This window comes from Bifidobacterium hapali, from assembly GCF_002259755.1.
In the GTDB taxonomy this organism is placed as follows: domain Bacteria; phylum Actinomycetota; class Actinomycetes; order Actinomycetales; family Bifidobacteriaceae; genus Bifidobacterium; species Bifidobacterium hapali.
On the sequence record NZ_MWWY01000024.1, the window covers coordinates 19,460 to 43,141 of the forward strand.

A 23,682-nucleotide genomic window follows, 5' to 3' on the forward strand; every position below is an offset into this window, starting at 1 on the left:
GGGCCGACCATCGGAAAGCGAACTCTCATGCGTGGTGATGCGAAAAAGCTGGCGAAAATGCTGCAGGGCGCGCAGACACGTTTCGTGATACCCGTCTACCAGCGGAACTACGACTGGAAACGCGAACAGTGTAAACGTCTCTTCGATGATCTTGAAGATGTCGTACAGCAAAGCCGAGAATCGCTTTTTTTGGCAGCATTGTCTCCCAGATGAATATGGATAGGCGCGTTCTCATCGACGGCCAGCAACGAGTGACCACCGTGTATCTTCTGCTTGCGGCACTGCTGAGGCAGATTAAGAGCGGAGCGATCGAAGCCAGAAAGGACACGCTGCCGGAATTCATCCGCTACGAGTATCTGATGGACAGATACGACGAGAGCGACCAGAAGCTCAAGCTCAAGCTCGTTAAAGACGATCAGGAAGCCCTCGGCAAGATCATGGACGAGGATGACCATCTTGTCGAAGGCTCAAACGTGACCGAAAACTACCGGTATTTTCTGGAGCGCATCAGCCAGACTGACCTTTCTGCCGACCAGCTCAAGGATGCCGTCGAAAGCCTTGAGGTTATCGATATTATGCTGGAGTCAGACGATGACGCGCAGCTTATTTTCGAGAGTCTGAATTCGACGGGTCTGAGCCTGAGCGAGGGAGACAAGATCCGAAACTACGTGCTCATGAACCTTCCCGAAGATTTGCAGAACCGATATTACGAGCAGTATTGGAATATCATTGAGGCCAACACCGACTACGAAGTCAGCTCCTTCATCCGCGACTACATCGCGGCGAAAACGAGAAAGACCCCGATCATCAGTCGTGTATACCCATCGTTCAGGTCGTATGCCAAGGCTTTCAAGACAGACTCCCGCTGGCTGATCTTTTACGGTATTCCGTGCATTACCGCCGAATCATCGGATTGGGACGAGCCAATTCGCGGGTAGATGTGGCTCTGCGGCGCCTCGGCCTGTTGGAGATGAGCATCACCGCCCCGTTCCTGCTCTCCATGCTTGATTACGCCGATGCAGGGAACCTTGCGGAGGATCAGGTTCTCGCAGCGATAGGCATCATCGAGGACTATCTGTTCAGACGCTGGGTGTGCAACATTGGGACGAACGCCCTCAACAAGGTCTTCGAGAACCTTCATTATGACGCCGTTCGAGGCGTGTCGGATGGCGCGGACTATTGTGAGGCGCTCAAATATTCCCTGCTTCGCAGGGAGTCGAACGGTCGCTTCCCTCGCGATGATGAGTTCAGACAATCGTATACTGAGCGCAATTTCTATGGCATCGGGCGCAAACGACTGTACCTGTACAACTGTCTGGAGAACCGAGACAATGTGGAACGAGTGAATGTCGTCGATATGCTTGAAGATGGCACGCTCTCTGTGGAACACATCATGCCGCAAACGCTGTCACGCAAATGGAGGGACTCGCTCGGAACGAACGCCGATGCCATTCATGAGCAATGGCTCAACCGTATGGGCAATCTGACACTGACCGGCTATAACTCCCAGTATTCGAACAACGAATTCTCTGATAAGCGTGATCGCGACCATGGATTCAAGGACAGCGGACTGAAACTTAACCGCTTTGTCTCCACTTGCGAGTCTTGGGGAGAGCCTGAGATGCGGGAGCGAGACGACCGCATCTGGCGGCGTTTTCTGACCATATGGCCTTGTATCACCACCGACTATCATCCGAAGGCCGAAGAACATGAGAGCCATCCGCTCGATGAAGATTTCAACTTCACGAACCGCAAGGTTGCCGCCTATGTCTTCCAGGGGGCACGACATACTGTGAAAACCTGGGTGGAGATGATGCAGAGCATTCTGGGATCCCTGTATGAGATCGATCCTGACGCGGTCCGCGCTGTAGCATTCGGAGATAAGTTCCCGGCGCGATACTTCTCAAACGATCCCTTGGAATATGGCTTCGAAATCGGACCGGGACTGTGGTTCAATCCGGGAAACTCCACAGCCACCAAGATCGAAGCTCTGCGCCGCATCATCGAGAGAATGCCTGACGTGGATTCTTCCGATTTGTCCTTTGAGTTGTATGACGAGCCGCATGCCGGTGCCAGGAACGAATCCGATTGAAGAATTCCGATGACATCGAAGCTTTCTTTGTGGGAGTACTCCAGCAAAGAAAGCTTCGACAATGATCCGCAACACCGCGTCGTTCATCAAGGAACCATGCAACAAGCGTTACCGTACGATCACGTTGTGAAATGCTCTGATGCGTGCGGTAGCAAGGCGCGGGAGATGAAGGCGTACGACGGTACGTCGAGTCTCCCGCAACGCAGCTAACGCTCCGTCATCACATTATTCCCATTCGATGGTTGCTGGGGGTTTGCTAGTGCAGTCCAGCACTACGCGGTTAATTTGGCGGCATTCGTTGGTGATGCGCGTGGAGATGGTGGCGAGGACGTCGTAGGGCAGACGTGACCAGTCGGCGGTCATAGCATCTTCGGAGGATACCGGGCGTAGAACGATGGGGGAGCCGTAGGTGCGTTCGTCGCCTTGTACACCAACGGAGTGAACATCGGCGAGGAGGACGACAGGGCACTGCCAGATGTCACGGTCGAGACCGGCCTTGGTGAGTTCTTCGCGAGCAATGGCATCGGCTTCACGCAAGAGGTCGAGACGTTCTTTGGTGATTTCGCCGATGATGCGGATGCCGAGGCCAGGGCCAGGGAACGGCTGACGCCAGACGATCTCGTCGGGCAATCCGAGTTCGGTGCCGATGGCTCGTACCTCGTCTTTGAAGAGGGTGCGCAATGGCTCGATAAGCTGGAATTTGAGGTCCTTGGGTAAGCCGCCTACATTGTGATGGCTCTTAATATTGGCCGCACCATCGCCGCCACCAGATTCGACGACATCGGGGTAGAGGGTACCTTGGACGAGGAATTTGACTTCTTTGCCGCGGGCACCTGCTTCTTCGAGTACTTGGCGCTGGGCTTTTTCGAAGGTGCGAATGAATTTTTCGCCGATAATCTTGCGCTTGCGTTCTGGTTCTGAGACGCCTTTAAGCGCGGTGAGGAAGTCGTCGGCCGCGTCGACGGTGATGAGTCGAATACCGGTTGCGGCAACGAAATCATGCTTGACCTGTTCGACTTCACCTTTGCGCAGCAGACCGTGGTCGACGAACACACAAGTGAGCTGGTCGCCGATTGCTTTGTGCACGAGTGCTGCGGCAACAGCAGAATCAACGCCACCGGAAAGACCGCAAATGACTTCCGCATCGCCAACCTGTTCGCGGATTTTCTTGACCTGATCTTCGATGATGCTGGATGCGTCCCAGTCGTTGGGCAGTCCGGCGCACTTGTGGAGGAAGGTTTCGATGAGCTGCTGGCCCATCGGTGTGTGCTTGACTTCCGGGTGCCACTGTACGCCGTAGAGCTTGCGGGATTCGTCTTGCATGGCGGCTACAGGTGCGCCTTCGGTGTGAGCGAGGACTTCAAATCCTTCAGGAGCGGTTTTAACGGCAACTCCGTGGCTCATCCACGTGTTCTGCTCGGATGGTGAACCGGCGAGTAGGCCGTCGGCGTGATCGATGGTAGTTTCTGTTTTACCGTATTCGCCGAGAGCCGCTTTGTCGACGTCAGCGCCGAGCGCGTAAGCCATAGCTTGGAATCCGTAGCAGATACCGAGCACGGGGACACCAGCGTCGAACAACTTTGTATCAACGCGTGGAGCGCCCGGTTCAAATACGGAGGCAGGGCCGCCGGACAGGATGATGGCCTTGGGATCTTTGGCGAGGATCTCGTTGACGGGCATGGAGTGGGGCACGAGCTCGGAGTAAACGCCGGCTTCGCGCACGCGTCGCGCGATAAGTTGGGCGTACTGGGCTCCGAAGTCAACGACGAGCACAGGACCTGTTGCCATGAATTCTCCCTTATATATGCAAGATGAGCTACGGATAATTACCAGTCCATTGTGACGGCGTAAGGCGACATTGCGTGTGTGAATTGGTGTATTGGCTTATATTGGTTTGTATTAGTCATAAATGTGACATCACGTTATGTTCAGTTGAACAACACGCGCGTGTCTGGTGATGGAAACGAACGTAGCGAAACGGTTCGAATCGTTGGTTTCGCTGGAATTTTGCCGTTTCTGGGTTACTGGAAGGTAAAGTGTGTGTTCACAAAACAACCATGAAAAGAAAACAAAAGAGGAAATTTTTATAACAATTTCGAACACACATGAAAAAAATCGGTCAAAAGTCGGGCTTCGATCGTATGATGCCAAGTGATTGGGATTGAGCACGGCTGAATCGCAAGGTGCGGCACGGCTCATGACCTACCGATAACAACCAATCGCACGATATAGTGCAGGAGTACAGGAGTACATATGACGAGTCCTGTTATTGGCACCCCTTGGAAGAAGCTCAACGCTCCGGTTTCCGAGGAAGCCCTCGAAGGCGTTGACAAGTACTGGCGCGCCGCCAACTACCTTTCTATTGGCCAGATTTATCTGCGTTCCAACCCGCTGATGAAGGCTCCCTTCACCCGTGACGATGTTAAGCACCGTCTGGTCGGCCACTGGGGCACCACTCCGGGTCTGAACTTCCTCATCGGTCACATCAACCGTTTCATCGCTGACCACGGCCAGAACACCGTGATCATCATGGGCCCGGGCCACGGTGGCCCGGCTGGTACCTCCCAGTCCTACCTGGACGGCACCTACACCGAGACCTTCCCGAAGATCACCAAGGATGAGGCTGGTCTGCAGAAGTTCTTCCGTCAGTTCTCCTACCCGGGCGGCATCCCGTCCCACTTCGCTCCGGAGACCCCGGGCTCCATCCACGAAGGTGGCGAGCTGGGTTACGCTCTGTCCCACGCTTACGGCGCAATCATGGACAACCCGAGCCTGTTCGTGCCGGCTATCGTCGGCGACGGCGAAGCTGAGACCGGCCCGTTGGCTACCGGTTGGCAGTCCAACAAGCTCGTGAACCCGCGCACCGATGGTATCGTTCTGCCGATCCTGCACCTCAACGGCTACAAGATCGCCAACCCGACCATCCTGTCCCGCATTTCCGACGAAGAGCTCCACGAGTTCTTCCACGGCATGGGCTACGAGCCGTACGAGTTCGTTGCTGGCTTCGACGATGAGGATCACATGTCCATCCACCGTCGTTTCGCCGAGCTGTGGGAGACCATCTGGGACGAGATCTGCGACATCAAGGCAACCGCCCAGACCGACAACGTGCATCGTCCGTTCTACCCGATGCTCATCTTCCGCACCCCGAAGGGTTGGACCTGCCCGAAGTACATCGACGGCAAGAAGACCGAAGGTTCTTGGCGTTCTCACCAGGTGCCGCTGGCTTCCGCTCGCGATACCGAGGCTCACTTCGAAGTCCTCAAGAACTGGCTCGAGTCCTACAAGCCGGAAGAGCTGTTCGACGAGAACGGTGCTGTGAAGGACGACGTTGTTGCCTTCATGCCGAAGGGCGAACTGCGCATTGGCGCCAACCCGAACGCTAACGGTGGTGTGATTCGCGACGACCTGAAGCTGCCGAACATCGAAGACTACGCCGTCAAGGAAGTCGAGAAGTATGGCCACGGCTGGGGCCAGCTTGAAGCTACCCGTACCCTCGGTGTGTACACCCGTGACATCATCAAGAACAACCCGCATGACTTCCGTATCTTCGGACCGGATGAGACTGCTTCCAACCGTCTGCAGGCTTCCTACGAAGTCACCAACAAGCAGTGGGATGCCGGCTACATCTCTGACGAGGTTGACGAGCATATGCACGTCTCCGGTCAGGTTGTCGAGCAGCTGTCCGAGCACCAGATGGAAGGCTTCCTCGAGGGCTACCTGCTGACCGGCCGTCACGGCATCTGGAGCTCCTACGAGTCCTTCGTGCACGTGATCGACTCCATGCTCAACCAGCACGCCAAGTGGCTTGAGGCTACCGTCCGCGAGATCCCGTGGCGTAAGCCGATCGCTTCCATGAACCTGCTCGTCTCCTCTCACGTGTGGCGTCAGGATCACAACGGCTTCTCGCACCAGGACCCGGGTGTCACCTCCCTGCTGCTGAACAAGTGCTTCCACAACGATCACGTCATCGGCATCTACTTCGCCACCGATGCGAACATGCTGCTGGCTATCGCTGAGAAGTGCTACAAGTCCACCAACAAGATCAACGCCATCATCGCTGGCAAGCAGCCGGCCGCCACGTGGCTGTCCCTCGACGAAGCTCGCGCTGAGCTCGAGAAGGGTGCTGCCGCTTGGGATTGGGCTTCCACCGCGAAGACCAACGATGAAGCCGAGATCGTCCTTGCCGCTGCTGGCGATGTCCCGACTCAGGAGATCATGGCCGCTTCCGACAAGCTCAAGGCTATGGGCATCAAGTTCAAGGTTGTCAACGTGGTGGATCTGCTCGCTCTGCAGTCCGCTAAGGAGAACGACGAAGCCCTCTCCAACGAGGAGTTCGCTGACATCTTCACCGCTGACAAGCCGGTCCTGTTCGCATACCACTCCTACGCACACGACGTGCGTGGCCTGATCTACGATCGCCCGAACCACGACAACTTCAACGTCCACGGCTACGAGGAGGAAGGCTCCACCACCACCCCGTACGACATGGTTCGCGTGAACGAGATCGATCGTTACGAGCTGACCGCTGAGGCTCTGCGCATGATCGACGCCGACAAGTACGCCGACAAGATCAACGAGCTCGAAGCCTTCCGTCAGGAAGCCTTCCAGTTCGCAGTCGATAACGGCTACGATCACCCGGATTACACCGACTGGGTGTACTCCGGCCTGAACACCGACGAGAAGGGTGCTGTCACCGCTACCGCTGCAACCGCTGGCGACAACGAGTGATAATAGCCTGATCGCTAGGTCATAAAGGTATTCGATGGCCCAGAGGCTTCGTGCCTCTGGGCCATCGTGTATGTGCAGACAGTAATCGCACAGTAATCAACTGTTATGATGCAGTGTTCCTCATGCACAGTTCTTGATATGCAGTATTGATACGACACGGCACGATGACAATAACTACGTAGTCAATGGTTCGACTACAATCAGAATCGTTGTTGCTCGCCCTCGAAGAAGAAGGAACTGATCCGCATTGGACGTGTCCTTGTCGTATTTCATCCAACAGGTGCTTACCAACCCAGCGTTAGCTGTAACAACGTTGCTAACGCTCGGCGTCATCTTTGTCAACGGATGGACTGATGCGCCTAACGCCATCGCAACTTGTGTGACAACGCGATGCATGCGCGTGCGCTCAGCGGTTATTATGGCGGCGATATTCAATTTTCTTGGCGTGCTTATTATGACGCAGCTTAATGCGTCAGTTGCTTCGACCATTTCAAATATGGTTGACTTCGGCGGTGATACCCATGCGGCACTCATCGCATTGTGCGCAGCGTTATTCTCCATTGTTATCTATAGCGTTGGAGCTTCGTTGCTGGGCATTCCCACGTCGGAAAGTCACAGTCTTATCGCGGGTCTTTCCGGTGCTGCTATTGCCATACAAGGCGGTATGGAAGGCATCAACATAGGCGAGTGGGTTAAAGTACTCTATGGCTTAGTCGCAAGCCTTGTCATCGGGTTCGGCATGGGTTGGATAGTGTGTAAAGCGGTCACTCTATTGTGCGCGAATCTTGACCGCAGACGTGCCAACGGATTTTTCACCTATGCGCAAGTGGTTGGAGCCGCAGCCATGAGTTTTATGCATGGTGCGCAAGATGGACAAAAGTTTATCGGCGTGCTCTTTCTCGGCATGGCATTTTGTGCGGGACAATCATCTGTCGCCAACGTGATCATTCCGTTGTGGCTCATGATTCTCTGCAGCATCATTATGGGCGTCGGCACGTCGGTCGGGGGAGAGCGGATTATCAAATCTGTTGGCATGGACATGGTCAAACTGGAGAAATATCAAGGATTTTCTGCTGATCTTTCCAGCGCCCTGTGCCTGTTAGTAATGACGGTCCTAGGCATACCAGTTTCTACCACACATACTAAAACCAGCGCCATCATGGGAGTCGGCGCCGTACGTCGATTGTCCGCCATCAATTTTGCTGTAGTACGCGACATGATGCTCACATGGGTATTCACTTTTCCCGGGTGTGGCATGATCAGCTTCGTTATGGCCAAACTGTTCATGCTCGTGTTCTAACCGTACTGATCTAACCGTACTGATACGTGTAAGGAGGATACCCATGACACGAAAAAATGATTCATTTTATTTCAACGGGTTCGCTCGTAGTGCTCATTGCGCGTGTGAAGCAGCTCGTTTGCTTCACGATACTATGCATGACTATGATCCTGCTCTGTTGCGTGAACGAATGGATGCTATGCATCGCATTGAGCAAGCGGCTGATGAAGTACGGCACGAGATGATGGATGAGTTAGTCACTGCATTCATTACGCCTTTTGACCGTGAAGACATTGCTCAGTTAAGCTACGTACTTGACGATGTGACTGACAGTATCGAAGGCGTGCTCGACCGTCTGTATTATGACAACGTGACCGTTATGCGTCAAGATGCGATCGAAATGACGGATATGATCGTGCGAGCCTGTGAACAAATCAAAGAACTCATGAGTGAGCTACCCAAGTTCAAACGTTCCGCATCATTGAGAGAACGCGTGTTTTCAATCAACACGATTGAAACAGACGCGGACCATATGTTCATCACGGCGATGCGCACTTTGCACACTACTAGTAATGATGCTTTGCAAGTGTTTGCATGGCATGACGTGTATCGTCATCTTGAGCAGTGTGCTGATGACTGCGAACGTGTTGCCAATACTGTTGACAGTATTGTGATGAAGAACAGCTGACATATTGCTGCAATGAACTATCGGTGAGTATTGATCCATAGAATAGCGAGTTGCGTACGATTTGTCAGTCCCAGCTTATCTAACATACTGCTGATACGGTTCCGTACGGTACCTTCGCTTAAGTAGAGCGTGGTCGCAATATCTCGGTTATCGAGTCCTTGCGCGACAAGTGATGCGATTGCACGATCACGCTCACTGAGAATATCAAATACTTGCGGATCGGTGTCATGACTGATCGTCGTGTCATCGTGCCGAGCGAGTTTATCTAATACGTCAGCGCCGAGTACGATTTGCCCAGCCATCACTGCCTGTAATGCTGGAGCGACTGAAGCAACATCCTGTTTGATGAGATAGCCTTTCGCGCCGAGATCAATGGCTTGCGCAATATATGCTCGGTCAGCAAACGTTGTGAGAAATAAAATACGTGCAGCGGGGTCTTGCGCAAGAATTGCTCGCGCCGCATCAAGACCGTTCGTACCAGGCATTTGAATATCAATAAGCAGCACATCAGGCCGACTTGATGGTGAAGCAAAATACTGACGTACAGCCGTGTCCCCATCGTTGGCAGTCCAGATCACATTTGCAGTACTAGTTGCAGTCAGAATAGTTTGCAGTGACTGGCATACGATTGAATCATCATCTACGATTGCTGTTCTCATGATTATCCCCTTTAACCATTATTACCGCCGTTCAATGATGTATCTTGGCGATGTTTTGGCACAGTCACAAACACACGCCAACCTCCATCATACGGGCCGCAAGAAGCCATACCGGCAAGGGCTCGCACTCGACTGTCAATATCCGCAAGACCCATGCCACGCATCGCATCATCGTCGTCAATCTGCTGCCGATCATCGTGCCGTGCAGGACCAGGATCTTGCACAACTAATTGCCATAATGCAGGAAATTCACGGATCGTTACACTTGCTGACGTTGCTCCACTATGCCGAACCACGTTCGATAATGATTCTCGAATCACCATCGAAAAGCATCGAGCGACCGCGGCAGGAGCGTCAGATACTTCATTAGAAAGCGTTACTGCAAAATCAGGTGACGCACTACCAACTGAGCGTACCGCATCTTCGATTTGCGCAGCAAAATCAGTACCATCATCTGCCAAATCGTGCACAGAACGACGTACCATCGTCATCGCGGCAGAAGCAGTATCTGTCAACGCAGCAAACTCATGTGCTGCTGTCTCATCTCCAGTCGCATCAGCCACAGCCTTACCAGCTTGCGCTTGCATAATCGCGCGTGTTAACAGATGTCCAACATTATCATGAATCTCACGCGCAATACGAGTACGCTCATTGAGCGTGGCCATACGCACCGACTGCGCGCGTTCCTCCTCGAACTCTGCTTTGCTACGACGTGACGTACGGGCTAATGTACGTGCGTGATCTTGCACACGACGTAATTCATGACGAAACTGCGCAGTATCGTGGGATGATGATCCCCACGCGAAGCTAATCACAGTGACAACTGCAATCACTACGATCGTACGATCAAACGCGGTTATACCATGCCACATGAGCGGCAAAACCCATATACAACGCGCAATCCACATCAACAGTGGAGCAAATGCAATCTCATTGCGCACGGGCAAACGCGGCATGTCATACACCACCACAGGTAACAGTACACACCATGAACCGATCGGAATACACGCCATAATAATGATGATGAGCAGTATCCACGCTATACAACTGTATTTGTTGGTTTGATACAGCAGCCATTCAACAAGGCATGAGCATGAAATCACTGTCAATACGCCAATCAGCGTACTAACGTCATCCGGGAACGTCAGTACCATTGCCAACAGTAACAGCAATGTTTTATCTATCAGCGATCGCATGCATTCACCCCCTCGCCTTTGTGCATTATGGTAGCCGGTCGGCGGGATGCGTGCGATTTGCGCACACAATCTCATCGCCTTGCCCAGCGTGCCGACACAGTATCGTAAGCACCGTATTCGTGACAAATGTCATCGTATCGGCCGCAAAAAGTGACAAACGGCTATAGTACAGCCGCTTACACACGTCGACAATAGAAGTATCGCACGGAAAGGAGCGAACATGACGACAGAATCGGCCGTCACTGTATCGAAACTGGTCAAACGATACGGCGATATGATAGCCCTCGACGACTTCAATCTTGACGTGAAAACCGGTGAAATTTTTGGCCTGCTCGGACCAAACGGCTCCGGCAAAACCACTGCAATCAACTGCATTCTCGCACTACTGACTTACGATGCCGGCACCATTCGTGTATTCGGACAACCAATGACCCCGAATTCGTACGCACTGAAACGCCGCATCGGCATCGTGCCACAAAACGTAGCCGTCTTCAACGAACTCACCGTGAGCGAAAACATCGACTATTTTTGCTCACTATACGTACCCAAAAAAGCCGAACGCGAGCCACTCGTCGAAGAAGCAATCGCTTTCGTCGGACTGCAAGACTTCCGTACATTCCGTCCCGGCAAACTCTCCGGCGGTCTTCTCAGACGACTTAACATCGCCTGCGGCATCGCACACAAACCGGACCTCATCTTCTTCGACGAACCAACCGTAGCAGTCGACCCGCAAAGCCGAAACGCCATCCTCGAAGGCATCACACAGCTCAACAAAGCCGGCGCCACCGTAATCTACACCAGCCACTACATGGAAGAAGTCGAACAAATCTGCGACCGTATTCTCATCATGGATCACGGCAAGCATCTCGCACTCGGCACCGCCGACGAGCTCAAATCCATGATCGACACCGGCGAACGTATCACCATCGAAACACTCGACCTGACCGACACAACGCTTGACAACGTTCGGGCCCTTGCCTTCGTCATCGAAGCCACATACAACGGCCGCGAACTGAACATACGCTGCCGGCGCGGCGACCACAATCTCGTAGACCTCCTCGGAATACTACACGGCGCTGGCGCAAACGTTGGTCATCTCACCAGCCAACCGCCCACGCTAAACGACGTCTTCCTTGAAATGACCGGCAAAGCGCTACGCGACTAACCGTGAACAACCGGAACACTAACCGGGAAAGGAGAACACGCATGTGGTCCACATTCATCATGACCATGAAGACGAACCTACGCAACAAAGCATCACTGTTCTGGCTCATCGTCTTCCCACTAGTACTTGCCACCCTATTCACCGGCATGTTCAGCAATCTCGCCAAAGGCTACGACGTCCAAGCCATGCCACTAGCCATCGTAGAGAACAACAATTGGAAGCAAGCCGCAGGAGCAAGCGCGCTCATTGACGCACTGTCTGACAAATCCGCACAGCCTACACAATCTCAATCCGGGCAATCTCAACCCGAGCAAACCAACAACCACATCGCCACACTGATCAACGCTACAACAGTCGACTCCATTGATCAGGCACGCAAGGCGCTCGCAGACGGTACTGTAGACGGTTACGTGCTTGTCGACAAGGATGGTCTCTTGGAGCTGACACTAGCTTCGGGTGTGGCTGGTAGCGCCGGGGATACCATGTCGTCTGGTTCAGCCAAAGCCATCACCATTGCTGCACTCGGCGGAGCAATCGATCTCTATAACCGAACTGACGTGATGACTCGCAAGCTGCTTGAACAGAATTCTCAAGCTGCAACTAGTCGAGCGTTCTGGTCGTCGCTGAGTGACGTCACCGGTATGACCCGCGAAGTGCAACTCACGAACTTCAAGCCAGAGGCAATGGCCCGGTATTATTATGCAATGCTTGGCATGGCTTGCCTGATGGCGATGGGATATTCGATTTCCGCAGTTACTACAGCGCAAGCAAATCTGTCTGCACTGGGGTTGCGCCGTTCGATTGCGCCGTTGAATCGAGTAACGCAACTGATGGCCGGATTCCTCGCCAGCTGGCTATGCTCAGGCGTGAGTCTTCTCATCGCGTTGGCTTATGTGCGATATGTGTGCGGTATTGAGATTGGAGGTCGTGAACCCGCGGCTGTACTCGCGGTGGCAGTTGCCTCGTTCATGGCATGTGCATTCGGCACGATGATTGGCGCCATTCCGAAATTGCCACAGGGCGTGAAAATGGGTTTGACCAGTGCTATTCCGTGTGCATTGTCATTATTCTCCGGTTTGTACGGAGGATTCGCAATGTCACTGAGCAACTGGATTACCCGCAACGTTCCGATCTTTGCTCTGCTCAATCCTGCTCAACAGGTGACCAACCTATTCTATGGGCTGCTGTACTACGACAGCTATCGCCCGTTCCTCAACACTTGTGGAGTGCTACTCACCATGAGTGCCATATTCCTCGTCGTAAGTGTCATCATGCTTAAGGAGCAACGCTATGAACACCTGTAAAGCAACGCTGCGTGTGCTCGCTGCACACCGACTCTACCTCATTATCTACCTAGTACTTATTGGCATTATGATGTTTACGATCAGCGGTGCGCAGCTTACTGGGCAGACATCTGATAACGACACGTATACGCCGGGACGGGCGACAGTGGCTGTTATTGATCGCGACGCCGACCGCGGTCATATTGCCGATACCATGCGTTCGTATCTGTCAGTGAGTCACGATGTGACTGATCTTGCTGACGAGCCGCAGACGTTGCAGCAGGCGGTCGCCTCGAACTGGGTGGACCTTATTGTGATCATTCCTAGCGGCTATGCGAATAGTTTGATTGCCGCTGTATCCTCGGACGAAACGTTGCCTAAGGTTGAGACGGTGACGAGTTATACGTCTGGTGTTGGTTCGATGGCGTCAATGAGCGTGAGCGGATTCCTATCCATGACTCGCACTGCACTGATTGGTGACAACGTGACGGTGAGCGTGGAAGATTGGAAGGCCAAGTACAACGGCGTTGACGGGCAAACAGCTGACGGAAATAATCAGCAAAGCCAGAATGAACAGAGCGGTCAGGACACGCTGGACATGCTGCCGGAAGGTCGAGTACAGCATCTCAGTTTGGATGATGTAGCGAAAGCCACACAACAGGTACTAACGGTCGCTCGAGACAAGACCGCGAATCATGCAATCGCAGTAGATCACAGTGATCAAACTGCAGCGGATACTGATACGGTTGCGTTGGCTACTCGCGGTTTTGGTACGACCATGAAAACCGCGCTCTACCCACTGTTCTTGGCGATGACTGTGTGCACGGCTCTGGTAATAAGCGTATTCAACGCCGGTGAAACTCGACGGCGTTTGCTCGCGTCCCCGCAACGTGCATCGGTTATGGGCCTCGAACGGTTGGCTGTCATCTGTGTGTTCGCGGTGATCGTCGTAGCAGTATATGTATTGGCTACGCTGGGACTCATGCTGGCTGCTGGGCTCAATCCGTCTCAACTTGCGTTAAGCGGTGTAGCGATGACTATTGTGGCTGCCTGCGCGTATGCGTTGATGACTGTAGCGTGCGGATTCATGCTCGGCGAATGCGGATTAAACGACACCATGACGAACGGGTTTGCTAACTTGTTCGGCTTACTTATTATGTTCACATCCGGTATTTCCTTCCCTCCGGACATGATGCCTGCGCCGATGCTCGCGATCGGTCATATGCTGCCAGGCTGGTGGTATTGCGTGGCGATTGACAATGCGTTTGGTATCGGAACCGCGTCGCAACAGGGCAGTGATGTGATGAGTTGGGCATCATCGGTTGGACTGGTGATGCTGTTCGGTATAGCGTTCATCTGCATCGGACTGGCTGTGGGACGCATTCGCCGCACACGTTCGACACTCGTGACATCCACACAAACGCAACTCGCCGAAGTGGTATGAGATTGCTAGCTAACTTGCTTTGAGACGGTACCGCTGGGTAGGGTCATCATCCAATCTCACTCGGGTGACCCTACCTTCACGCAATAATTCACGCATGCCGGAAGTTGCGGCGAGTGGTGTTAATTGCAGTTCACGGATAATCTCTTTGAGACTCATGGCTGAATGGCGTTCCAACACGGTGGTGATTGCCTTGGCGATATCGCTAGGATTGCCCGACGTGGTGGTGCGGTGCCGGGTGATGGTCATCGTGAATGTGTTAATCGTGTTGACTGTTGTCGCAGGTTCGATGCCTGCTTCGCGCAACGCGGCAGCGATACGTTGATAACCATCGCCGCCCTCAGGATTCACGAATCCGCCGCCAGGATACGGCGTGGATTCAAGTAACGTAAACAGGAACTGATTACGTGTTGACTGAAGCGGCATACCTGCCACAGGATGCGCTTGAGCAAGCACATCATGAGTGACAGTACCATACAAGCCACCGGGATTCGTGATCTCAATACGGTCGGTGAACACACTAATCGTGACTTGCGTGCCACGCGCATCAGGAGAATAATCACGGTGCGTTAATGCGTTCGCAATAGCCTCGCGCAATACGAGCGGTGGGTAATCAGGTCGTTTGGCTCCAATCCAATGCATCAACGATTCAACAGCATCGTTAATCATGACCGGAATTGGACCAACAATCGACTTCGATGCAACCAGTCGTTCGTCACCGCGAAACACATCATCTCGACTCGTTCCGGGAAACACCGCGATCGTAATGGACAGTCGTGGATAATACTTTTGCGGATAGCGGCCCAATGTAAGCAGACCAGCTAAAGTCGGACGTAACACGCCACCCACGGTTGCTGTATCCGAATCGTCGTGTCGCAACACTTGCAGATCGAGTAATGCGTCCTCATCACTGCGATCCGCAAATACATGCGGATGCTGCTCGCGTACGCGTGCCAATAGTCTGGCAGTCAAAGTGGGGTCAAGATCGTCAACACTCGCATGCGGCACGAGATCGAGATCATAGGTAGGTTGTAAATGTTCCTCGATGAGACGGTCGACCTCGTACGAGTTCATATGACGGTCACCGTCACCGGTGCGAATATATGAGCCGCCATATGGTCCTTGTTCCGTCAGAAAGCAAGGTTTATCACGCGGCAACATTTCATTGACTCGTGCGAACACGAGATTGGCACCTTCAAACGGGCAGGTCACAATCGTCGGGCGCACTACCGGCGTCATTTTCTCGCACGCTTGGCTCAATGATTCTTGCATAGCCCGCGCATTGAACCCTTCGACCGGTGTGAACCCATTGCGCTCCGACAAGCCGAGAATGATCCAGCCGCCCGACCCGTTAGAGAAAGCAGACAGCGTATCGGTGATGGTTGACGAGATGCGGCGCGCACACTCTTTGACCTCGCACTGTTGCGTGTCGTTGCCGATCAGCCGCATGAGTTCGATCAGTTCGGTCATTTTCTCGGTGTAGTCGTCGGTCATGACACGCCTCCTTGGCACCATTGTGCCGCACGAAATCACGCCGCGCCGACGGTTCATCGAGAATTCATCATGGAGTTAGTATCCCGCATCAGAAGTTCGTAAACTCACTAGCCCTTAGCGAAAAATAGCTCCCCTTGTCAGGACAAGGGGAGCTAGGGAGTCAATAGAGCTGTTTATTTCTTGCTGCTCGCAGCGAGGCTGTGCTATCTATTTCTCGCTGCGAGCAGCAAGAAAGTGCTCCTCACTTGGAAGGACTGCGTTGAGGATGACGGCGACAACGAAGGCGACGGCGATGCAGTTCGAGGCGAAGATCTGCTGGAATAGAGCCGGGAACTGAGCGAAAATGCCGCTCACCTGTGTGAAACCGATGCCGATGGTCAGGCTCAGTGCGGCGATCGTAATATTGCGCTGCGAGAAACCGGCCTCAGCGATCATTTGGAACCCGGAGAGAATGATATTGCCGAACATCATAATCGTGCAGCCACCGAGCACTGCTTGTGGCAAAGAATTAAACACCTCAGCAATAGCCGGCACGAAGCTCGCCAGTATCAGAATTAAACCACCCGATAGAATCACCTTGCGGTTGACGACCTTGGTCATAGCGACGAGTCCAATATTTTGTGCGAACGAAGTCAACGGCAAGCATCCAAATAGGCCAGATACGCTTGAAATCAAACCATCACCGGCAATCGCTCCAGCTGTTTCGCGTTCGGTCGGCTGACGGTTCAAACCAACTTTGGTCAGCGCAGCCGTATCACCAAGAACCTCAACTGAGGAAACCACATACAGCAAGCCGAGCGAAATAATCGCACCCCAGTCAAACACCGGTTTGAACGGCATGAATTGCGGTACGGATACGATCGCAAGGTGAGAAAACCCAGAAAAATCCACCTTGCCCATAACAATCGCGGCCACATAACCAACAACCAAACCGAACAACACAGACAGCTGCTTAGCGGTACCTTTCATTAGCAGCTGGAACGCGAGACAAGCAACCAACGAAATCAAGCCGAGGGTCAGATTCTGCCAGCTACCGAAATCTTTCGCTCCTGAACCTCCGCCAAAACTTTCCGCGCCAACCGTCAGCAGTGAAAAACCGATCGACGTGACCACGATTGCTGAAACAATCGGCGGCACAAATCGGCGCCAATACCGAGCAGTCAATCCAAGCACGAGTTCAAGCAAACCGCCGACGATAACCGCGCCAACTACAGCGCCATATCCTTTATCAGCGCTAATCGCAACCGCAGCGGCTACATATGTGAATGAAATACCGGTAACCATCGGCAACCTTGAACCGATAAGCCACGCGCCATATAGTTGCAAGCATGTGCCAAGGCCGGCAACCAACAGGCCAGCTTGAATAATCGCCGCAGACTGTTGCGCGTCCATTTTCGCAGCAGATGCGACAATGAAAATCGGCGCAAGATTGGCAACGAACATCGCCATGACATGTTGCAAACCGAATGGAATACCTCGCCAGAACGACACTGGTGCGTCAAGACTCGTCAGTGCTTCAACTGAAACACCTGCGGGCTGCTTGTGCTCAGACTGCTCAGACAATGTTAATCCCTCTCTTAAAATACTCTCTTACTCTCGTACCGTATGCTTTTCGAGCTATGCCGTCAGTATTTCAGTGAATCTCAGTGACGGAACTCGATAGCACCGGTTTTCGGGTCCATCGACTCGACAATTGCCAGCGAATCTACGTCGTAACCTTCCGCTCGCAATTGGTCACCGCCACCTTGGAATCCCTTCTCCACGGCAATACCAATGCCTTCAATCGTTGCACCAGCATGCTTGCAAATATCGATCAGTCCGTGCAGCGCCTTACCGTTGGCTAGAAAATCATCGATAAGCAGTACATGATCGTCAGGACCAAGATATTTGCGCGAAACGATCACTGGAAATTCGCGCTGCTTTGTGAACGAGTACACGGTGGTTACATACTGATCGCCATCGAGATTGATCGACTGCGCTTTCTTTGCGAACACAACCGGTACATTGCCAAAGTGACGTGCCACAACGCACGCTATGCCAATGCCAGACGCTTCAATAGTAAGAATTTTAGTGATATGTTTGCCTGCAAAATGTTCGGCCCATGCCTTGCCCATAGCGTCGTAGAGTGCCACGTCGCATTGGTGGTTGAGGAAGGCATCCACTTTCAGTACGTTGCCTTCTTTAACGGTTCCTTCCTTACGGATGCGCTCTTCGAGTTCCTGCATGTCACTCCTTACGTCATGAATCGATTGGCAATCGATGAATGCGGACAGGTCAATATCGCGTGAACCGCCAGTCTACGCCGTCCAGATGACCGTTGAAGCAGAGTCGTGCCGCACTCACTTCATTGCGCATTGCTCTCGCCCGCCGACTTCGACCGCGCCACGCCGTGCAAGTGGTGTGGTAGGCCAGTCTCGCGCTGACAGTCCATATTCGTCGTAGGATATCGGGGTGATGGAAACGCAAGCACAATCGGCACGGCAGACCGCGAGCACGAGATATCGTTGCATGGATGGCATTAAGGGTGTCGCGTTAATCGGTATTATGTGGTATCACTTGTCGGCGTCAACGCTACACGGCGGTTTTATTGGCGTTGACATGTTTTTTACGGTTTCTGGCTTTCTGCTGGGGACTGGCTTGCTGCGCGAGATAGCACGTGATGGGCGGATTGATCTTCGACGCTTCTACCTGCGTCGTCTGGTTCGTCTATGGCCTGCAATGGCATTCATGGTGATCGCTGTCGTCTCGTTGGGGCTGCTTATTGACCGTGATCTCTTGGTTGGTATTCCCGGTGCCAGCCTTGCTGCGCTCACGTTCTCCTCGAATTGGCAAGCGATTGTGAGTGGAAGCAGCTATTTTGCGTTAACGTCGCCGCAGCCGTTGCGACATTTATGGTTTGTTGCGTTACTCGCACAAGTGACACTTATTTTGCCGTTATTCGTAGTGGCTGTACATAAATTTGTTCCGCAGCGCGTGCGCGTAGTTGTTCCGATTACGTTAGCGTTAGTTTCTGCAATACTGATGGGTGTCCTATATAAGCCTGACGCGGACCCGACTCGCGTGTATTTCGGTACGGATACGCACTGTTTTGGTATTTTGTTTGGCCTTGCACTCGCTTGGGCAATCCATGATATTAAGCAGCATGAGATGACGATGCCTGAACGCATTCGTCCAATTATGCCTTGGCTGGCTACTGGTGCATTACTGGTGTTGTTTGCACTCACCTTGCACGTTGATCAGGATGCATCTGCATTTCGTGGAGGATTGTTCGCAGCCGCACTACTCACTATTGTGCTTATCTGTGGCAGTATTCAACCAGATTCGTGGATGAACGAACTGTTTACATGGCGACCGCTCGCACTGTTGGGTCGATACTCGTATGGCGTGTATTTATGGCACTGGCCATTGTTTGTGATGTTCCAGTTACTGTTGCCAGGTTGGCGTGGGCGTGGCATGTGGCTGATCTGGACATTGACGCTTATTGCCAGCGGATGTATGGCAGCACTGTCATGGTGGATGATCGAGCAGCCGTTTAGCATGTTGATACGCAACAATCGTGGAACTGCCTCAATTGCTCCGCATGATCAGGCTGTACCGGCCGCAAGCCGTGTCGCCTCTAGCGCCCTAGACGGGGCATCTGTGTCATTCCAGCCTTTGGCTGAAGCTCATGCTCTTGATACAGCCAGTGACGTTCACAATCCGCAACAGGTTGCCGCCTCATCAGCATTAGTCTCGTCTCGCGCGAGTGTGATATTGCGACGAATAGTAACTGTTGTAGTGACGGTGGCGGCAATCATTGGTTTTGTGTTTGGCGTGCACGTAGCTCCAGCCAAATCTCGCATACAGATTGAGCTTGAGCGCAATCAAGGTGTACTCAATAGTCAAGCTGACAAGCGAGCTAGTGACGCGCAAGCTGCGAAGGCTGCAGCGGAGGCGAAGAAACGTGCTGAAGAAGCTGCTCGTAAACGGGAACAAGCGATACAAAAGGCGCTGAGTAACCTTGACGGCAAGCAGGTAAGCGTTGTAGGAGATTCAGTGACTGTCGGCGCGTCGCCAGCATTGAGCAAATTACTACCAGGTATTGTTGTTGACGCGCAAGTGTCGCGTTCTATCTTGAAAGGTCCGGAAGTAGTCTCCACCCTCAAAGCTCAAGGACAGTTACGCAAATACGTTGTGGTGTCGTTGAATACTAATTCGCAATCTACCACACAAGACTTTGACGATATTGTCAATGCGGCTGGTGACGGTCATGTCTTCATTCTCGTTACTGCCTACGGCGACCGTTCATGGATTCCGCCTGCAAACCAAGCAGCATTTGATTACGCGAGTATGCATGCCGGTAATGTAACCGTGGCTGATTGGAATGCTGCAATCGGCGCTCACCCGGAACTATTGGGCAGCGACGGTATTCACCCCGGCGTTGAAGGTCAGGAATTGTATGCGCAGACGGTTAAAAATGCTATTGCTGGGTGGATCGCTGATCACGGTGTGTGATTGGTTGAGCGGGCACAGCATAGATGGTTGTTGAACGATCAATTGCGCATTCGCAACGCGTCTGACCGCAACATATGGTAGATAAGAAAGTCCAGCAATGATCGTTGCCAATGAGTAATGGGCAAGGCAACGGACAAACAAGTGATGAACGTAAGGGGAGCAGCGTGCAGCAGGATTCGGATCTCATTGTCAGAACTGCGAACGAACTCGTCGGTGATCTCAACCCTCAACAGGCTGAGGCTGTACAGTATCGTGGTCCGGCACTGCTCATTGGTGCTGGCGCAGGCTCAGGTAAAACCCGCGTACTGACCCGACGTATTGCATATATTCTCAGCCAATTCGGTGCATGGCCAAGTCAAGTACTTGCTATTACCTTCACGAATAAAGCTGCTGCAGAAATGCGTGAACGTCTCGCTGCGCTTATTGGACCGGTTGCCGAGCGTATGTGGGTATCCACCTTCCACTCGGCATGCGTCCGTATTCTGCGTCGTGACGGCAAAGCCATTGGCTTGGACTCGGGATTTTCTATCTATGACACGGCTGACTGTGAACGTTTAATCAAACTCATTGCCGCTGACCTCAACATTGATATCAAACGGTACACGCCGCGTGCCATCCTCGCGCGTATCTCAGATTATAAAAACAATCTTGAAGGCTGGCAGACTCGCCTCAAGCAGTACGCTCCCGATTACAAGCCTGGACAGCGCGGGTACCGTATCGGCAATCCCGGTGATGTTGAAGCGCTGTACGCAGTGGTATATGCGGAATACCAGTACCGACTTGCCGCCGCAAACGCTGTCGACTTCGACGATCTTATCGGTCGCACTGTCGAACTGCTACGCACTGATCAAACTGTCGCCGAATACTATCGACATAAATTCCGTTACATCCTCGTCGACGAGTATCAGGACACCAATCACGCACAGTACGTACTCGTACGCGAACTTGCCGGCGTTGACGCAGCACATCAGACACAATCATCGACTATGACGATGACTGCTGCGCCAACCGTCAATCCACAGCCAGTGCATATTCTGCCAGTCAGCGAACCACAAAACGAGTGGGATGACTGGGGTGGTTGGGAAGACCAAGCCATGATGCCGACAATGCCAGCCGGCGTACCAGCGACAGCGCCAACGGCGCCAACAGCACAACAGTCGCAAACTCCTCGCAACGCTGGCCGCGAAGGACAAGCATGGATTACCGTCGTCGGCGATTCAGATCAGTCAATCTACGCTTTCCGCGGCGCAGACATCCGCAACATCCAAGATTTTGAGCAAGATTTTCCCAACGCGAGAACAATCATGCTCGAGCAAAACTACCGGTCCACGCAAACTATCCTCGATGCAGCGAACGCAGTGATCTCACGTAACGAGGGACGCAAGCCAAAGAAACTGTGGACTGCACTTGGCAAAGGCGAACCGATCGTCGGCTACGCGGCTGACAACGCGCAGCAAGAAGCGGGATGGATCGCCAATGAAATTGCACGTTTACACAGTGAAGAATCCATTGCTTACTCAGACATGGCCATCATGTATCGTGCCAACGCACAGTCGCGCTCGCTTGAAGAGGCACTGATCAACGCTGGTTTACCCTACCAGCTAGTTGGTGGTACTCGATTCTACGAGCGGCGCGAGGTCAAAGATGCGATTGCGTATTTACAAGCCATTGTCAATCCGGCTGATGATGTCAATATGCGACGTATTCTCAACGTGCCAAAGCGAGGACTTGGAGCGCGAGCTGAAGCGATTGTTGCCGAATATGCTGACGCGAACGGGATTCCGTTCTATACGGCTATCGAACGTCTCGATTCGATCGAAGGCGTGGCGAAGCGTACAGCGAATCAGTTGTGTGCATTCCGTGATCTTATGGCCGCTTTGCGCGAGTTTGCGGCAGATCCGGTGAATCGCCCGAGTGAAATCGTGGCTGAGGTCTTGTCTAAGTCTGGATTGCTTGACGAGCTGAAGAAATCTGAAGATCCGCAAGATTCGTCGCGCGTGGAGAATTTGTCGCAGTTGCAGTCGGTTGCTGCCGAATTTGAACAGAATACGCCGGATGCGACACTGGCTGGATTCCTTGAAACCACTGCGTTAGTGGCTGATTCTGACCAGCTACCATCCGAGGGTGAAGACAGCGGCAAAGTGACGTTGATGACGTTGCACACAGCGAAGGGCCTCGAATATCCGGTAGTGTTCCTCACCGGTATGGAGCAAGGTACGTTCCCACATTCGCGTGCGTTGGAAGATACCAGTGAACTTGCTGAAGAGCGACGACTTGCGTACGTGGGTATCACTCGTGCGAAGCGGCGACTGTATGTGACGCGTGCTGCGGTACGTACTCAATGGGGACAAGCAAACGAAATGCTGCCCAGTCAATTCCTTGATGAGATTCCCGCTGAACTGATTGACTGGAAACGTCGCGAGACGAGTACTGATCGTATGCGTGGCAGCTGGCAGTCTGACTTCAATGACGCGGACGAATTTGGCGGATGGGGTGACGACGATTTCTCGGGCAGCACTACGTTTGGTGGTTCGTCGTACGGTGGTTCATCGTATGGTTCGGGGCAGTCTTCGTCGTACGGTTCACGGCGCGGATATGGTGCCGGACAATCGTCGTATAGCTCGTCAACATCGTCAACATACGGTTCCGGCACAGGGGCGAGCGCATATGGATCATCGTCTCGATATGGTTCGAGATACGCGAATCGATACGGTTCATCTGGTTCTACCACAGGAAGTTCGACTCGCGGCGGCAAGGTGACTACGCGGCGTGTGGCTCCTAAGGCGAATGGTGGGGTACCGGCATCGTCTCTCAAGAAAGATAACCAGCTCAATATTGCTGATTTTCACGTTGGCGATCGTATTACGCACGACCAGTATGGGCTGGGCAAGATTATTGATACGCAGGATAAGGGTCGTAACTCGGTTATTACCGTTGATTTCGGTTCTGCTGGGGTTAAGCGGCTGATGCTGCGGGTTGCGCCGATTGAAAAGCTCTAGCGAGCGTTTCAATCGGCGCCTTCGCGGCTACGCCGCTCACTTCGCCTACAGACAGTCCACTGGACTGTCTGTTTGACGGCTCAGCTATTGAGAAGCTCTGGCGAGCGTTTCGATTGGGTGCCTTCGCGGCAGGGTCGCTCACTTCGCCTACAGACAGTTGG

At 53.1% G+C, this 23,682-nt stretch carries 15 protein-coding genes and 1 pseudogene; 10 read left to right on the forward strand and 6 right to left on the reverse strand.

Going from position 1 to position 23,682, the window contains the following annotated elements; all coding sequences use genetic code 11:
- Window positions 1–57 precede the first annotated feature (57 nt).
- Window positions 58–938 (forward strand): annotated as a pseudogene (locus BHAP_RS05880) (DUF262 domain-containing protein).
- Window positions 939–970: 32 nt separating this feature from the next.
- Window positions 971–2,092, forward strand: a complete 1,122-nt coding sequence (locus BHAP_RS05885) for an HNH endonuclease family protein (protein WP_143248747.1) — start codon at window positions 971–973, stop codon at window positions 2,090–2,092.
- 225 nt (window positions 2,093–2,317) lie between these two features.
- On the opposite strand, the gene guaA is transcribed toward BHAP_RS05885, so the two are convergent.
- Window positions 2,318–3,880 carry a glutamine-hydrolyzing GMP synthase gene (gene guaA / locus BHAP_RS05895; RefSeq protein WP_094729813.1) on the reverse strand — a complete coding sequence of 521 codons (1,563 nt, stop codon included), beginning with the start codon at window positions 3,878–3,880 and terminating at the stop codon, window positions 2,318–2,320.
- A 465-nt stretch (window positions 3,881–4,345) separates the two neighbouring features.
- Between guaA and BHAP_RS05900 the strand changes: the two genes are divergently transcribed.
- From BHAP_RS05900 to BHAP_RS05910, 3 genes are all read left to right on the forward strand, one after another.
- Window positions 4,346–6,823: a phosphoketolase gene (locus tag BHAP_RS05900; RefSeq protein WP_094729814.1), complete on the forward strand. Its 2,478-nt coding sequence runs from the start codon at window positions 4,346–4,348 to the stop codon at window positions 6,821–6,823.
- 247 nt (window positions 6,824–7,070) lie between these two features.
- Window positions 7,071–8,123 (forward strand): inorganic phosphate transporter, encoded by a 1,053-nt coding sequence (locus BHAP_RS05905; protein ID WP_094729815.1) that lies wholly within the window; start codon window positions 7,071–7,073, stop codon window positions 8,121–8,123.
- A gap of 43 nt (window positions 8,124–8,166) precedes the next feature.
- The gene (locus tag BHAP_RS05910) at window positions 8,167–8,790 is read left to right on the forward strand and encodes a DUF47 domain-containing protein (protein WP_094729816.1); all 624 of its coding nucleotides are present in this window, start codon (window positions 8,167–8,169) and stop codon (window positions 8,788–8,790) included.
- 17 nt (window positions 8,791–8,807) lie between these two features.
- Here the strand turns inward: BHAP_RS05910 and BHAP_RS05915 are convergent, their stop codons facing one another.
- Window positions 8,808–9,449: a response regulator transcription factor gene (locus BHAP_RS05915; protein WP_169713175.1), complete on the reverse strand. Its 642-nt coding sequence runs from the start codon at window positions 9,447–9,449 to the stop codon at window positions 8,808–8,810.
- A gap of 11 nt (window positions 9,450–9,460) precedes the next feature.
- Window positions 9,461–10,645, reverse strand: coding sequence for a sensor histidine kinase (locus tag BHAP_RS05920; protein ID WP_094729818.1), 1,185 nt, complete (start codon window positions 10,643–10,645; stop codon window positions 9,461–9,463).
- A gap of 220 nt (window positions 10,646–10,865) precedes the next feature.
- Here BHAP_RS05920 and BHAP_RS05925 point away from each other — a divergent pair, with 220 nt between their 5' ends.
- The 3 genes from BHAP_RS05925 to BHAP_RS05935 are packed head-to-tail and all read left to right on the forward strand — an operon-like array spanning window position 10,866 to window position 14,537.
- Window positions 10,866–11,810 (forward strand): ABC transporter ATP-binding protein, encoded by a 945-nt coding sequence (locus tag BHAP_RS05925; RefSeq protein WP_094729819.1) that lies wholly within the window; start codon window positions 10,866–10,868, stop codon window positions 11,808–11,810.
- Window positions 11,811–11,851: 41 nt separating this feature from the next.
- Window positions 11,852–13,114, forward strand: coding sequence for an ABC transporter permease (locus tag BHAP_RS05930; protein WP_094729820.1), 1,263 nt, complete (start codon window positions 11,852–11,854; stop codon window positions 13,112–13,114).
- Window positions 13,101–14,537 carry an ABC transporter permease gene (locus tag BHAP_RS05935; RefSeq protein WP_094729821.1) on the forward strand — a complete coding sequence of 479 codons (1,437 nt, stop codon included), beginning with the start codon at window positions 13,101–13,103 and terminating at the stop codon, window positions 14,535–14,537. The genes BHAP_RS05930 and BHAP_RS05935 overlap by 14 nt, the downstream gene beginning before the upstream one ends.
- Before the next feature lie 9 nt (window positions 14,538–14,546).
- Here the strand turns inward: BHAP_RS05935 and BHAP_RS05940 are convergent, their stop codons facing one another.
- The 3 genes from BHAP_RS05940 to BHAP_RS05950 form a co-directional block, all read right to left on the reverse strand.
- Window positions 14,547–16,028 carry an ATP-binding protein gene (locus BHAP_RS05940; RefSeq protein WP_094729822.1) on the reverse strand — a complete coding sequence of 494 codons (1,482 nt, stop codon included), beginning with the start codon at window positions 16,026–16,028 and terminating at the stop codon, window positions 14,547–14,549.
- A 207-nt stretch (window positions 16,029–16,235) separates the two neighbouring features.
- Window positions 16,236–17,591 carry a nucleobase:cation symporter-2 family protein gene (locus BHAP_RS05945; protein WP_094729823.1) on the reverse strand — a complete coding sequence of 452 codons (1,356 nt, stop codon included), beginning with the start codon at window positions 17,589–17,591 and terminating at the stop codon, window positions 16,236–16,238.
- Between the two features lie 80 nt (window positions 17,592–17,671).
- Window positions 17,672–18,253 (reverse strand): xanthine phosphoribosyltransferase, encoded by a 582-nt coding sequence (locus tag BHAP_RS05950; protein WP_094729824.1) that lies wholly within the window; start codon window positions 18,251–18,253, stop codon window positions 17,672–17,674.
- Window positions 18,254–18,482: 229 nt separating this feature from the next.
- On the opposite strand from BHAP_RS05950, the gene BHAP_RS05955 reads away from it, so the two are divergent.
- The gene (locus BHAP_RS05955; protein ID WP_094729825.1) at window positions 18,483–20,522 is read left to right on the forward strand and encodes an acyltransferase family protein; all 2,040 of its coding nucleotides are present in this window, start codon (window positions 18,483–18,485) and stop codon (window positions 20,520–20,522) included.
- Between the two features lie 110 nt (window positions 20,523–20,632).
- Window positions 20,633–23,521, forward strand: coding sequence for a UvrD-helicase domain-containing protein (locus tag BHAP_RS05965; RefSeq protein WP_338024685.1), 2,889 nt, complete (start codon window positions 20,633–20,635; stop codon window positions 23,519–23,521).
- The last annotated feature ends 161 nt before the right edge of the window (window positions 23,522–23,682 follow it).